We start from the raw sequence: 12,319 nt of genomic DNA on the forward strand, positions 1-12,319 counted from the left end.
CATGGCATTTCCGATCGTTCCGGTGTTGGCATGGATGCCTGCCACCAGGCCGGCCCGGGTGGCGGTGTGCTGGATGTGGAGCATCGCGTCGAGCACATCGGGGTGCGTCCAGGCCTCAAGCGGGCCGTGGCCCATTGAGATCGCGAGGTCGGCGGGACCGACGTAGATCCCGATGAGCCCGTCGACACCGCAGATCTCGTCGATCGCGGCGAGCCCCCGTGCCGTCTCCACCATCGCGAACACCGACGCCCGGTCCTGCAGCGCGCCCGGCTCGATGCCCAGGCTCGCGCGCAGCGGCCCGAAGCTGCGCACCCCGGCCGGGGCGTACCGGGTCGCGGCCACCGCCGCGGCGGCCTGGCCGGCCGATTCCACCATCGCGACCAGGACGCCGTCGGCGCCGGCGTCGAGCACCCGGCCGATCGGCGCCGCGTCGGCGTCGGGCAGCCGGACCACCGTGGCGATCGGAACGTGCTCGAGGCGACGCAGCATCAGGGCGACATCGGCATCGCCGAGGTAGCCGTGCTGAACGTCGAATCCGACGTAGTCGTACCCCGCTGCGGCGAACTCCTCGGGGCCGAGCATTGTGGGGCCGACGACCCAGCCGCCGAAGAGCCGGTCCCGGCGGCCGAGCGCGTCCTGCAGTCTGCTTCCCATGTCAGGCCACGATCGCGATCTTGATGCGGCCCGGCACGGGACGCGACGCGAGGTCGAATGCCGCCGGTACCTCGTCGACGCCGAAAGTGTGGGTCAGGTAGCGCTCCAGCAGCCCTGGATGGTCACGGGCGAACCCGTCGGCCTTCGCGAGCACCCGTCTGCGCTCGATGGTCACACCCGACTTCAGCGTGAGGTTGTTGCGCAGCATGGTCCGCATGCTGATCGGGTACGAATCATCGTCCGGCACACCGAAATAGAAGATCGTGCCGCCGAATGCCGCGGCTTCGACCGCATGCGAGAGCGTCGCGACCTGATGTCCGACCGCTTCGATGACGATGTCGGGCCTGGCATCCGGGGTGAGGTGGCTGACCCAGCGGTCGCTGGTGGCGCGTACGACGGTGTCGACGCCGAAGGCGGGCCCGATGCCGGCGCGGTCGACCGGATCCACACCGGTGACGTGGGCGGCCCCGGCGGCCTTGGCCGCGTAGGAGAACAGCAGACCGATCGAGCCCTGCCCGAGGACGGCGACGTGACGGCCGCGCAGATCGGGCAGCTGCTCGACCGCGTACAGCACGCAGGCCAGCGGTTGCAGCGCGACGGCGTGCGCGGGACTCAACGACGCGTCGTAGGCCACCAGCCCGTCCCCGTCGGCCACCACCTGCTCCATGAGACCGTCGAAACCCGAGGCCCATCCGACCACCCGGTCCCCGGCGCGGTGCGCCGGATGCCTGCTCGCGATCACCTCGCCCGCGATCTCGTGGATCGGGAAGCCGTCCATCTCGGCGGCACAGGCCCCGGTGTCACCGGGCAGTCTGCCCTTGGCGCCGCGGAACCCGGGCAGGTCGCTGCCGCAGATGCCCGCGGCGAGGAACCGCAGCAGCACCTGCCCGTCGTCGATCGAATCCGGGGACCGTTGCGGCACAGCGATTTTCTCGAAGGTGTACGGTGCGACGAGGCGGTAGGCCCACACGTCACACCTCCACGGGCAGCGAGTTCCAGCCCCACTGGAAACTCGACGGCGGCCGGGACGCGGCGTCGGTGTCGACACGGAAGTCGGGCACCCGCTTGAGCCATTCGGTCACCATGATCGTGATCTCCAGCCGCGCCAGGTGCGCGCCCAGGCAGAAGTGCTGCCCACGGCCGAACGCGAGCAGCCGCGTCATCGGCCGGTTCCAGATGAACTCGTCGGGCTGCGGGTACTCGCGCTCGTCCCGGTTGGCCGAGGCGAGCAGCGAGATGATCCGCTGGCCCGGCCGGATGGTGGTGCCGTGCAGGGTGAACGGCCGACGCAGCGTGCGCGCGAACCACTGGGCGGGGGCGCAGTAGCGGATCATCTCCTCCCGCGCCACAGCCACGTTGGCGCCCAGGTCGGCACGCACTTCGCCGAGTTGGTCGGGCCGGGCCGACAGCTCCCAGAGTCCGTGCGCGACGATCTTGGGGACGGTCTCGGTGCCGCCGATGAAGACGCCCAGCATCTGCACCGCCGCTTCGGTGTCCGGCAGCGCCGATCCGTCGGGCAGGCGGTAGGCCAGCAGGTTGTCGACGATCGGCTGCTCGCCGCCCTGCTGGGCCCGCCTGCGCTGCACCACGGGGGTGAGGTACTCGAGATAACCGGGCCGTGCGTTGGCCACCTCGACACCGCTGCCCGGCTGCGCCAGGCTGCCGGCGTTGACGGTCGCCAGCACCTCCGTCGCGAGATCGCTTGGCAGACCCACCAGTTCGCACACCACCGAAGCGGCTACGATGCCGCCGTACTCCTGGGTCAGGTCGAACCGGCCGCGCGGCAGCAGTTCGTCGAGCCGTTCGTTGGCCAGCACGCGGATCCGGTCGGCCAGCTTGGCGACGTTCTTCGGCCGGAACGGCGCTGCGGTGCAGCGGCGCACCTCGTCGTAGATCGGCGCGTCGAAGTTGGCGTGGAACGGCATGGGATGCCACGGCGGGTCGGCCACCGGGCCGTCGTTGTGCGCGGCGAGCACCGTCGCGGCGGGCAGTGTCCCCTCCGACGCGACGAACGTTCCGTCGTTGATCTCCAGCACGTTCCAGATGTCGTCGAACCGCGACAGGGCGTAGGTGTCCCACTTGCCGAGGTAGTAGACCGGGTGCTCGTCGCGCAGCACACGGTAGTACGGCAGCGGGTCGGCCATCACCGACGGATCGAACGGGTCGTACGCGAAGCCCTGTGCGGTGGTCACTTTCACGCTCACTGCAGCGGGGACGGGGGCAGCGCGGCCAGGATCGAATCCTCCCAGCCGTCACGGAGTGCGGGCGCGACGCTCATCCAGGTGACGATCTCGGCCGGCGGGCTGTCCTTCCACGACGGGTAGTGGTTCTCGAAGCAGGCCCAGTCTCCGTCGAGCGCCCAGTAATGGATCACCTCGTTGAACCGGAACGTGGTGATGAACGAACCGAGCCAGAGTTTGCCCGTCGATTCCGACCACGGCACATAGAGACGTTCGAGTTCCCTGATGTAGTCGTCCTGCCTGCCCGGTTTGGTCTGCATGATCTCCTGAATCACCAAGCCGGCCTTGAAGTCCGATGCCCGCAGCTGCGCCAGGGTCTTGTTGCTGCGACCGGCGTACATGATCCGGCCCTCGCCGCGCGCCCCGGTCTCACGCAGGTACGCGGCCCACTTCCCCGCCGCGGCCTCGTGGCTGCCGCCGCGGGCCTGGGCGCGGCCGATGCGCGCGTAGTCGGCGAATGCGTCGATCTCCCAGATGACGGTGACCTGTGGCCAGTGCCCGTTGTACGGGGTGGTCTCCCACATGGCGAACAACCGCGCGCCCAGCTCGTCCATCATCGGGTGGTACACGCCGCTGAACTCGGTGACGAACTGCTCGCTGCCCGCCGACCCGAGATCGATCGTCTCATGCAGGTAGAGCAACGTGTGGCTGTGATACTTCTTCATGTTCACGACATGCTCCTGGTTGACAGCTGCACCTCGCGAGCGTGACACTTATCCGATGTTTTGTAAAGTCCTGACATGACCTTGACGCCGTTGGCCAACGGTTTCTGCTTCGGCGAGGGGCCGCGCTGGTTCGAAGGGCTGGTGTGGTTCTCCGACATGCTCGGCGAAGCGGTGCACACCGTGACCCTGGCCGGTGAGATGAGCACGCTGCGCCTGCCCGGACACGCGCCGTCGGGGCTGGGATTCCGGCCGGACGGATCCCTGTTGATCGTCTCCACCGAGACGCGGCAGGTCCTCGGCTACGACGGCGAATCGGTCACCACGGTCGCCGACCTGTCGGCGCTGGTTCCAGCCGCCCTCGGGGACATGGTGATCGACCGGCACGGATGCGCCTATGTCGGTTCCCAGGCACGCGGGGACGGCGTCATCGTGCGCGTCGATCCGGCCCGCGGGCGCACCGACGTGGTCGCCGACGGCCTCGACTTCCCGAACGGGATGGCCGTCACCGCCGACGGGAACACGCTGATCGTCGCCGAGTCCACCGGCCGGCGCCTGACCGCGTTCGGCATCGGCGAGGACGGAAGCCTCACTGCCCCGAGGGTTTTCGCCGACGGGCTGGACGGTCCACCCGACGGGATCTGCCTCGACGCCGCAGGCGGTGTCTGGGCCGCGATGACCCTGGCGCAGCAGTTCCAGCGCATCGAGGACGGCGGCCAGGTCACCGACCGGATCGACGTCAGCGGCCGCGCGGCCATCGCCTGCACCCTGGGCGGCCCCGAGAACCGCACGCTATTCCTGCTGACCGCCCCCGACGCGTACCCCGAGCGGCTGCGCGGAACCACACTGTCTCGGCTGGACGCCGTCACCGTCGACATCCCGGCCTGACACATCCCGATCGGCCCCAGAAAGGCAGCGATGTCCGATTCGTACTACGAGCTCGTCGACGCCGACACCGACGACGACGCCGCCGGCGAGAGGTTCGTCGCCACCGACCTGGTCCGCAGCACCTGGTCGGCGGCCATCCAGCACGCTGCGCCGGTGTCGGCGCTGTTGGTACGCGGACTGCAGCGCTGCGAGCCGCGCGACGACACCCGACTCAGCCGGGTGCTCGTCGACCTGCTCGGTCCGGTGCCGGCCGAGGGCGAGTTCTGGGTGCGCACCCGACGGGAACGCTCCGGCAGACAGATCGAGTTGATCAGCGCGGAGATGCTGGCACAGGGCCCCGACGGCGAACCGCGGCCGGTGGCCAGGGCCAGTGGGTGGCGCTTGCAGACGCTGGACACCGCCGCCGTGGTGCACGCCCCCGCCGAACCGCTGCGTCCGCTGTCCGAGGCCCGGATCCGGGACATGAAGAAGGACTGGGACCGCAACTACGTGCACAGCCTGGACTGGCGGTGGCTCACCACACCGATGGCCGAAGGCCCCGGCGAATCGTGGATCAGGCCCGAAGTCGATCTGGTCAAGGGCGAGGCGATGACGGCGCTGGAGCGGTTGTTCGCCGTCGCCGACGACGCGAACGGTATCGGGTCCAAACTCGACATCCGCACGTGGACGTTCCTGAACACCGATCTCGCCGTGCACATCCACCGGGTGCCGGACGGCGAGTGGATCGGCATCCGCGCCGAGACCAACTACGGCCCCGACGGCATCGGCACCACACTCGGCACCCTGTTCGACGAGACCGGCGCCGTCGGCGCGATCCAGCAGTCGGTCCTGGTCCGGCCGCGCGCGGCGAGGTAGCTATTCCGCGGCGAGGAACAGGGCCGCCGCCGGACACTGGGTGACGGCCTGCTGCATCCGCTCGCGGTCGGACTCGGGGCGCTCGGCGTCGTGGATCACCACGGTTCCGTCGTCCTGCACCTCGAACACCTCCTCGGCGATCGATTCGCAGATGCCGTGCCCGGTGCACTTCGTCAGGTCCACCCCGATCCTCATGTCGCGAGGGTGGTCTTCCGCACGGTGATCGTCACCGAAAAAGCGTGACACTTCGGCGTAAATTTGTAAAGCTTTGCTCATGCCGCAACGGACGCCGGGTGATCGCGGATCCCAGGACGTCGACGATCCGGACACCTCCACGCGTCAACGCATCCTCGTCGCGACGGCAGAAGTGTTGGGGTGCAACGGTACGACGAGGCTGTCGCTGTCCGACGTGGCGGCTCAGGCCGGCGTCTCCCGGCCGACGCTGTACCGGTACTTCGCCGACAAACGGGAACTCCTCGACGCGTTCGTGGTGTGGGAGCGCAACTACTACGAACGGGCGATCGCACGTGCCACAGCAGGTCTTCCCGCTTCCGAGCGGCTCGACGCGGCACTGCGGGTCATCGTCGAATACCAGCTGTCCTATCCGGGCCTGCGCATGGTCGACGTCGAACCCGATCAGGTGATCAGGCGGCTGGCGCGGGTGCTGCCGTTGATGCGGGAACGGCTGCAGCGTCTGTGCACCGGACCCGACGCAGCGCTGGCGGCCGCCACCGCCGTGCGGGTCGCGATCTCCCAGTACCTGGTCCGCAGTGACGACTCCGACCAGTTCCTCGACCAGTTGCGCCACGCGGCGCGGGTCAGGAACCCGGGCCTATAGCCAACCCATCGACTACGCCGAGCCTTTCGTGCGCTCAGCGATCTCAGCCAGCACCTCGTCGGTGTGCTCACCGAGTTCGGGTGCCGCGCACCGCACTTCGGTGGGTGTGCCGTGGAAATCCGCCGGGGTGGCGACCATCGGCACCGATCCGCCGTCGGCGTCCGGCACGTACACGATCCCACCCGCGGCGTGGAACTGTTCGTCGGCGACGACATCCTCCAGCGAGTTGATCGGCGACCAGAACAGATCGGGTTGTCCGGCAAAGGTTTCCGCCCACTGTGCGAGTGTCCTGCGCGCGAAGATCTCGTCGAGTTCGGCGATCAGCTCGGCCGCATGGGCGGCCCGCCCCCTGCCGGTGGCGAACCTTTCGTCGGTCAGCCACTCCGGCCGCTGGACCGCCGCGCACAGCGCGGGCCAGTGCCGCTCCCCCTGCAGGCCGACGAGCCAGAACCGCCGCCCGTCGGCGGCGGTGTAGTTGTTCATGCACGGGTTGCCCATCGACTCACGCCGGCCGATCGCGATCGGGTGGCCGGTGATCAGGAACGTGTTCAGGTCGAAGCTGACGGCATAGGCGCCCTGGCGGTACAACGAAGTGGTCACCAGTTGCCCGGCACCGGTGCGGTTTCGGGCCACCAGCGCGGCGCACACCGCACCGGCCATGGTCATTCCGGCCATGTGGTCCCCCATGCCGCCGCGCTGGAACGGCGGCGTCTCGCCGGGCCGTGTCAACAGATGCGCCAGCCCCGCCCTCGCCCAGAACGCGGCCACGTCGTAGGCGGGCCGGTCCGCATCCGGGCCCTCGGTGCCGTAGCCGGTGATCAGCCCGTAGATCAGACGCGGATTCGACGTGGCCACGGCCTCGAAGTCCAGCCCGATGCGACGCAGCGCGCCCGTGCGGATGTTGGTCAGGAACACGTCGGCGCCGGCCAGCAGTGCGTGCGCGGCCGTCTGCCCCTCTGCCGTGGTCAGATCCAGCATCACGCTCCGCTTTCCGCGGTTGTCCATCTGGAACGGCGGGCTGACATGGTGGCGATCCTGCGGATCGATGCCGAGCATCCGGCCGAACGTACGGGCAGGATCACCGGTAGGCGGTTCTATCTTGATCACGTCGGCGCCCCAGTCGGCGAGAATGCCGCCGGCGGCCGGACCCGCCACCCACACGCCGAGTTCGATCACTCGGACGCCCGCCAACGGACCGGTCATTTCCGCCCACCTCCGCACCGTTTTACAAATCAGCTCAAATTTGTAACCCTGTCTGGGCTACCGGTCCAAGCCTAGGAGGCACGTGGTGTCCGTCATCGCCAATCGGATCGCCCCGGCCGCGGGTCTGGCCTCGCATTTGGGGCGTGGTCTGCGCCGGATCGGGACCGACGCGCTGATCGGGCGCCGCCGGGCACTGCCCCGGACCGTCGCCGACCTCGACGCCGCGGCGCTGTCGTCGGTCATGGGGCGCACCGTCACGACGGTGTCCGTGCTCGGCGGCGACGCGGGCACCTCCTCCCGCGCCCGGCTCGCCCTCACCGGCGCGGACGTCCCGGCTACGGTCTTCGTCAAGATGGCGGCCGAGACCGTCGCCACCCGGATGATGGGCGAACTCGGCAATCTCGCCGACACCGAGACACGGTTCTACCGCGAGCTCGCACCCGAACTGACCCGGGTTCCGGACAGCTACGGCTCCCGCTTCGACCCGCTCACCGGCCGGTTCGTGCTGGTCCTCGAGGACTTGACGGTCCGCCGGTGCGAGTTCCCGGACACCCTGCATCCGATCGATGCGGACCGCGCCGCACTCGTGGTCGAGTTGCTGGCCCGGCTCCATGCGACGTTCTGGGGACGCCTGCCCGCGCGCGGCGGGACCGGTCCGCTGGGGTGGCTGTACACCGCATCCGGTGACAGCGCCTCGTTGCTCACCGCGCCGCTGCTGCGGACCTCGGCACGGCGCCTGGCCGAACGCACGGATCTGCCGGTGCACCGCGGTCGGTTCATCGACGAGAACTACCGCGCCGCGGCGGCGCTCGTCGACCGGCCACCGCACACCGTCATGCACGGCGACGCCCATCCGGGCAATCTCTACTTCCGAGACGGGCAGGCCGGGCTGCTGGACTGGCAGGCGGTCCGCCGCGGCCACCCCAGCCGGGAGCTGGCCTACACCCTGGTCACCAGCATGGCCACCGAGGACCGGCAGCGGTCACAGCGGGATCTACTCGAGGTGTACCGGCGCGCGCTGGCCGCGGCCGGTGGGCCGGAGCTGGACCGCGACGAGTTCTGGGACCGCTACCGGCAGGGCGCGCTGTATCCGTACGTCGCCACGTTGATCACCGCCGGTATGGGCGGCATGCAGGTCGACGACATCGCGCTGAAGGGCCTGGAACGCAGCCTGCACGCGCTGGAGGATCTGGACACCGCCGCGCTGCTGGACAAGAGCTTGTGACGAACACCGCCGACGCCGCACCGGCCACACGTGCGGGCCACGCTTTACGATCGACTCCGAACCCGTAAGTGAGGCCCGTACGTGAACCAATCCGCAGCCGACACCGGTGACGCCACCGAGGACACCTCGACCAGGCACCGGATACTCGTCGCCACCGCCGAAGTGCTGGGGCGCAGCGGGCAGACCAAGTTGAGCCTGTCCGAGGTCGCCCTGCAGGCCGGGGTGTCGCGGCCCACGCTGTACCGCTGGTTCGCCGACAAGCAGGCCCTCCTCGAGGCCTTCGGCGTCTACGAACGGGAGATGTTCGAGACCGGGATCGCCAAGGCCACCGCCGGGCTGCGCGGCAATGACCGGGTCGACGCCGCGATGCGGTTCATCGTCGAATACCAGCAGTCCTACTCGGGCGTGCGACTCGTCGACATCGAGCCCGAGGTCGTGATCGGCCGGTTGTCCCAGATCATCCCGCTGATGCGCGCGCAGCTGGAGCGCCTGCTCCCCGGCGCCAACGGTGCGGTCAAGGCGGCGACGGCGATCCGGGTGGCCATCTCGCACTACATCGTCCGAGCCGACGACGACGACCAGTTCCTGGCACAGTTGCGCCACGCGGTGGGAATCAAGACCAGCTAACCGAAAACTCGTGACACTCGACTGAAAGTTTGTAAAGCTGTCCCCATGACGACAGCGCAGGCCGAAACCGGAGTGCTCGCGGGCGACGAGCGCATGCTCATCGACGGCGAACTGCAAGTCACCGGCAGCGGAGCCACTTTCGATGTGATCCATCCGGCCAGTGAGCAGGTGGCCGGGCAGGCCACCGACGGCACGGTGGAGGACATGGGCCGCGCGGTCGCCGCGGCGCGGCGGGCTTTCGACGATACCGACTGGTCGCGGGATCTGGACTTCCGGTACCACTGCCTGACCCAGCTGCACGAGGCGCTGGAACGCAACAAGGAGCGGCTGCGCCGCATCCTGATCACCGAGGTCGGCTGCCCGATCACCGTGACCGGCAGCCAGATCGAGAGCCCGATCGAAGAGGTCAAGCACTGGGCCGAACACGGCAGGAACTTCGACTACCTGGTCGACAACGGCGTCCACGACACCCCGCTCGGGCCGGCGCGCCGCAAGATCCACTACGAGGCGGTCGGGGTGGTGGGTGCGATCACGCCGTGGAACGTGCCGTTCTATCTCAACATCGCCGAGACGGTTCCGGCGCTGATGGCCGGTAACACCGTGGTGCTCAAGCCCGCTCAGCTGACCCCCTGGTCGGGCAGCGAGTACGGCCGCATCGTGGCCGAGGAGACCGACATCCCGGCCGGGGTGTTCAACGTGGTGGTCTCCAACGCCAACGAGGTGGGTGCGGCGCTGTCGGCCGACCCGCGGGTGGACATGATCACGTTCACCGGCTCGACCGCCACCGGGCGGGCGATCCTGGCCGCCGGTGCGCCGACGGTGAAGAAGACGCTGCTCGAGCTCGGCGGCAAGTCGGCCCACATCGTGCTCGACGACGCCGATTTCAGCGCGGCGCTGCCGATGGCGGCGATGATGGCGTGCGTGATGTCGGGGCAGTCCTGCATCCTGCCGTCCCGGATCCTGTTGCCGCGCAGCCGTTATGACGAGGGCATCGAGACGCTCAAGACGATGATGGAGAACTTCCCGGTCGGGGACCCGTGGACGCCGGGCAACATGCAGGGCCCGCAGATCAGCGAGACGCAACGCCAGAAGGTGCTCGGCCTGATCCGCAGCGGTATCGACTCCGGCGCCCGGCTGGTCACCGGCGGCGGCATCCCGGAGAACCTGCCGACCGGCTACTACACCCAGCCCACGCTGCTGGCCGACGTCGACCCGGATTCGCAGGTCGCGCAGGAGGAGATCTTCGGGCCGGTGCTGACCGTGACCCCGTACGACACCGACGACGAGGCCATCGCCATCGCCAACAACACGATCTACGGCCTGTCCGGGGAGGTCAGCAGCGCCGACGTGGATCGCGCGTTCGCCGTGGCCACCCGGATGCGGACCGGCAATGTGACCATCAACGGCAAGAGCCACTTCGGCATCGGCAGCCCGTTCGGCGGCACCAAGCAGTCCGGACTGGGCTACCGCAACGGCGAAGAGGGCTACAAGGAGTACCTGGAGGCCAAAACCATCGGCATGCCCGACCAGTGAGCGACGCCGAGCAGATCCAAGCGCTGCTGTACCGGTACGCCCGCGCCGTCGACACCAAGGACTGGGAGCTCTACCGGTCGGTGTTCACCGAGGATGCGGTGATCGACTACTCGTCGGCCGGGGCCGTCGTCGGGACCCGCGACGAAGTCGTGGAGTGGTTCGCCGCCAACTTCGGCGTGCTGCCCTGGACCATGCACTACATCACCAACGTCGAGGCCGAGATCGACGGTGACAGCGCATCGGTGCGAGCGATGTTCTACAACCCGATGCAGTTGCCGGGCATGGCCGAGCAGAGTTCGTGCGGCGGCTACTACTTCCACGAGCTGGTACGGACACCCGCCGGTTGGCGCAGTCGCCGGCTGCGGGAGGACAACGTGTGGTTCGTGAACAAACCCGGCGGCACGCCGTGACGACTCAGCCCTGAGCGGCCAATTGTCCGCAGGCGGCGGCGATCTCGCGGCCGCGGGTGTCGCGCACCGTGCAGGACACCCCTCGCTCGCGGACACGTCGGACGAACTCGCGCTCGACCGGTTTCGGGCTGGCGTCCCACTCGCTGCCCGGGGTCGGGTTCAGCGGGATCAGGTTGACGTGCACCAGCGGGCCGAGCTTGCCGTGCAACTTCTTGCCGAGCAGATCGGCCCGCCAGGGCTGGTCGTTCACGTCACGGATCAACGCGTACTCGATCGACACCCGGCGACCGGTCGCGTCGGCGTAGTACCGCGCCGCGTCGAGGACCTCGTCGACCTTCCAGCGGTTGTTGACCGGCACCAGGGTGTCGCGCAGCTCGTCGTCGGGCGTGTGCAGCGACAGCGCCAGCGTCACGTTGAGCTTCTCGTCGGCGAGCTTGCGGATCGCGGGCGCCAGCCCGACCGTCGACACCGTCACCGACCGTGCCGAGATCCCGAAGCCGTTCGGCGGTGCGGCGGTGATGCGCCTGACCGCCGCGACCACCCGGTTGTAGTTGGCCAGCGGCTCACCCATGCCCATGAAGACGATGTTCGACAGCCTGCCACCATCGCGGTCGCGCAGTTCGGCAGCGGCCGCACGGACCTGCTCGAGGATCTCCGCCGTCGACAGGTTGCGCTGCAGACCGCCCTGGCCGGTCGCACAGAACGGGCACGCCATGCCGCAGCCGGCCTGTGACGAGATGCACACCGTGTTGCGGTCGGGATAGCGCATCAGCACCGACTCGAACGTGCTCTTGTCGACCGCACGCCACAGCACCTTGCGGGTCTCACCGGCGTCGCACTCGATCTCGCGGGCGGGATCCAACAGCGTCGGGAACAGCGCGGTGCCGACCTGTTCGCGGACCGCTGCGGGCAGGTCGGTCATCTGCTGCGGGTCGGCGATCATTCGACCGAAATACTGGTTGGCCAGCTGTTTTCCGCGGAACGCCGGCAACCCGAGATCGGCGACGGCCGCGGCCCGCTCGGCGTCGGCGAGGTCGGCGAAGTGCCGCGGCGGCAGCGCGCGGCGCGGAGCATCGAAGACCAGGGGAAGAGGATTGGGCATGGCTGGCCCCCAGTATCCCATTTCCGCGGACCGGGTGTTCTTTGCGCGGGTGACTGGCACGATCCGTCAGATGAGCTTTCCG

General features: G+C 69.0%; 14 protein-coding genes. 7 read left to right on the forward strand and 7 right to left on the reverse strand.

Going from position 1 to position 12,319, the window contains the following annotated elements:
• From ASJ79_RS21780 to ASJ79_RS21795, 4 genes are all read right to left on the reverse strand, one after another.
• The coding region (locus ASJ79_RS21780; RefSeq protein WP_067959785.1) for an HpcH/HpaI aldolase/citrate lyase family protein at positions 1-654 on the reverse strand (654 nt) is incomplete at its 3' end.
• A gap of 1 nt (position 655) precedes the next feature.
• Positions 656-1,624: a zinc-binding dehydrogenase gene (locus ASJ79_RS21785; protein WP_067959789.1), complete on the reverse strand. Its 969-nt coding sequence runs from the start codon at positions 1,622-1,624 to the stop codon at positions 656-658.
• 1 nt (position 1,625) lies between these two features.
• Positions 1,626-2,798: a cytochrome P450 gene (locus ASJ79_RS21790; protein WP_231750970.1), complete on the reverse strand. Its 1,173-nt coding sequence runs from the start codon at positions 2,796-2,798 to the stop codon at positions 1,626-1,628.
• A gap of 56 nt (positions 2,799-2,854) precedes the next feature.
• Positions 2,855-3,559, reverse strand: a complete 705-nt coding sequence (locus tag ASJ79_RS21795; protein ID WP_067959864.1) for an NIPSNAP family protein — start codon at positions 3,557-3,559, stop codon at positions 2,855-2,857.
• Positions 3,560-3,634: 75 nt separating this feature from the next.
• Between ASJ79_RS21795 and ASJ79_RS21800 the strand changes: the two genes are divergently transcribed.
• Positions 3,635-4,444: an SMP-30/gluconolactonase/LRE family protein gene (locus tag ASJ79_RS21800; RefSeq protein WP_067959792.1), complete on the forward strand. Its 810-nt coding sequence runs from the start codon at positions 3,635-3,637 to the stop codon at positions 4,442-4,444.
• Positions 4,445-4,474: 30 nt separating this feature from the next.
• Positions 4,475-5,299: a thioesterase family protein gene (locus tag ASJ79_RS21805; RefSeq protein WP_067959795.1), complete on the forward strand. Its 825-nt coding sequence runs from the start codon at positions 4,475-4,477 to the stop codon at positions 5,297-5,299.
• Here the strand turns inward: ASJ79_RS21805 and ASJ79_RS21810 are convergent, their stop codons facing one another.
• Positions 5,300-5,494 carry a ferredoxin gene (locus ASJ79_RS21810; protein WP_067959798.1) on the reverse strand — a complete coding sequence of 65 codons (195 nt, stop codon included), beginning with the start codon at positions 5,492-5,494 and terminating at the stop codon, positions 5,300-5,302. It lies immediately after the preceding gene.
• A 79-nt stretch (positions 5,495-5,573) separates the two neighbouring features.
• Here ASJ79_RS21810 and ASJ79_RS21815 point away from each other — a divergent pair, with 79 nt between their 5' ends.
• Positions 5,574-6,137, forward strand: a complete 564-nt coding sequence (locus ASJ79_RS21815) for a TetR/AcrR family transcriptional regulator (RefSeq protein ID WP_067959801.1) — start codon at positions 5,574-5,576, stop codon at positions 6,135-6,137.
• 12 nt (positions 6,138-6,149) lie between these two features.
• Here ASJ79_RS21815 and ASJ79_RS21820 read toward each other — a convergent pair whose 3' ends face one another.
• On the reverse strand, positions 6,150-7,340 hold the full coding sequence (locus tag ASJ79_RS21820) for a CaiB/BaiF CoA-transferase family protein (RefSeq protein ID WP_067959803.1): 1,191 nt from the start codon (positions 7,338-7,340) through the stop codon (positions 6,150-6,152).
• Between the two features lie 85 nt (positions 7,341-7,425).
• Between ASJ79_RS21820 and ASJ79_RS21825 the strand changes: the two genes are divergently transcribed.
• The 4 genes from ASJ79_RS21825 (at position 7,426) to ASJ79_RS21840 (ending at position 11,135) form a co-directional block, all read left to right on the forward strand.
• The gene (locus ASJ79_RS21825) at positions 7,426-8,565 is read left to right on the forward strand and encodes a phosphotransferase (protein ID WP_067959868.1); all 1,140 of its coding nucleotides are present in this window, start codon (positions 7,426-7,428) and stop codon (positions 8,563-8,565) included.
• Between the two features lie 81 nt (positions 8,566-8,646).
• Entirely contained in the window at positions 8,647-9,192 is a 546-nt protein-coding gene (locus tag ASJ79_RS21830; protein ID WP_067959806.1) for a TetR/AcrR family transcriptional regulator, read from the forward strand.
• A 45-nt stretch (positions 9,193-9,237) separates the two neighbouring features.
• Positions 9,238-10,725: an aldehyde dehydrogenase family protein gene (locus ASJ79_RS21835; protein ID WP_067959809.1), complete on the forward strand. Its 1,488-nt coding sequence runs from the start codon at positions 9,238-9,240 to the stop codon at positions 10,723-10,725.
• Positions 10,722-11,135: a nuclear transport factor 2 family protein gene (locus tag ASJ79_RS21840; RefSeq protein WP_067959811.1), complete on the forward strand. Its 414-nt coding sequence runs from the start codon at positions 10,722-10,724 to the stop codon at positions 11,133-11,135. Before ASJ79_RS21835 ends, ASJ79_RS21840 begins: the two co-directional genes overlap by 4 nt.
• 4 nt (positions 11,136-11,139) lie before the next feature.
• On the opposite strand, the gene rlmN is transcribed toward ASJ79_RS21840, so the two are convergent.
• Entirely contained in the window at positions 11,140-12,237 is a 1,098-nt protein-coding gene (gene rlmN, locus ASJ79_RS21845; RefSeq protein WP_067959814.1) for a 23S rRNA (adenine(2503)-C(2))-methyltransferase RlmN, read from the reverse strand.
• Positions 12,238-12,319 lie beyond the last annotated feature (82 nt).

It is taken from the genome of Mycobacterium sp. NAZ190054 (genome assembly GCF_001545925.1).
Classification (GTDB): domain Bacteria; phylum Actinomycetota; class Actinomycetes; order Mycobacteriales; family Mycobacteriaceae; genus Mycobacterium.

Coding starts and splice junctions, on each gene's coding strand:
- ASJ79_RS21810 (WP_067959798.1), bottom strand. CDS start 5,494: ATGAGGATCGGGGTGGACCTGACGAAGTGCACCGGGCACGGCATCTGC.
- ASJ79_RS21815 (WP_067959801.1), top strand. CDS start 5,574: ATGCCGCAACGGACGCCGGGTGATCGCGGATCCCAGGACGTCGACGAT.
- ASJ79_RS21835 (WP_067959809.1), top strand. CDS start 9,238: ATGACGACAGCGCAGGCCGAAACCGGAGTGCTCGCGGGCGACGAGCGC.
- rlmN (WP_067959814.1), bottom strand. CDS start 12,237: ATGCCCAATCCTCTTCCCCTGGTCTTCGATGCTCCGCGCCGCGCGCTG.
- ASJ79_RS21800 (WP_067959792.1), top strand. CDS start 3,635: ATGACCTTGACGCCGTTGGCCAACGGTTTCTGCTTCGGCGAGGGGCCG.
- ASJ79_RS21795 (WP_067959864.1), bottom strand. CDS start 3,559: ATGAAGAAGTATCACAGCCACACGTTGCTCTACCTGCATGAGACGATC.
- ASJ79_RS21790 (WP_231750970.1), bottom strand. CDS start 2,798: ATGGCCGACCCGCTGCCGTACTACCGTGTGCTGCGCGACGAGCACCCG.
- ASJ79_RS21805 (WP_067959795.1), top strand. CDS start 4,475: ATGTCCGATTCGTACTACGAGCTCGTCGACGCCGACACCGACGACGAC.
- ASJ79_RS21820 (WP_067959803.1), bottom strand. CDS start 7,340: ATGACCGGTCCGTTGGCGGGCGTCCGAGTGATCGAACTCGGCGTGTGG.